Source organism: Flavobacterium sp. RHBU_24 (assembly GCF_046613695.1).
Classification (GTDB): domain Bacteria; phylum Bacteroidota; class Bacteroidia; order Flavobacteriales; family Flavobacteriaceae; genus Flavobacterium.
Genome location: NZ_JBKJHD010000059.1, coordinates 1 through 472 on the forward strand (window position 1 = coordinate 1; position 472 = coordinate 472).

Below are 472 nucleotides of genomic sequence, written 5' to 3' on the forward strand. Positions count from 1 at the left end.
GCAACGGTGCTTAACACGATGGACCCGGCGCAGTACAGCGTAAACTATTACCAGACGGAGAACGCCGCGGAGAACGGCGGCACCCCGATAAGTACCCCTTCGGCCTACCCATCGCAGAGCGGCCTGGTATGGATAACGGTAACCAACAATGCCACGGGCTGTTTTGACGTGGTGGAACTGGAGCTGGTTGTAAACCCGCTGCCGGTAGCTAACCCTCCGCTGCCCTACAGCCTTTGCGACGAAGAAACCCTTAACGACGGCATTGAGGAGTTTGACCTTACCAGCACCATCCCTGACATTACAGGGGATGCCCCTGGTGTAGCGGTAAGCTTTTACCACAGCTATGCCGATGCCGTAGCCGGCACCGGTGCGATAGCCACCCCGTCTGCCTACAGCAACGTTGCTTCACCGGCAGTAGAAGCCATCTATGTAAAAGTAGAAGATGTTGAAACCGGCTGTTACCGCATCGTAT

Annotated in this window: 1 pseudogene; it reads left to right on the forward strand. The window is 56.1% G+C overall.

What is annotated here, in order from left to right:
* Positions 1-472: pseudogene (locus ACLI09_RS18060) on the forward strand (hypothetical protein); the annotation flags it as partial.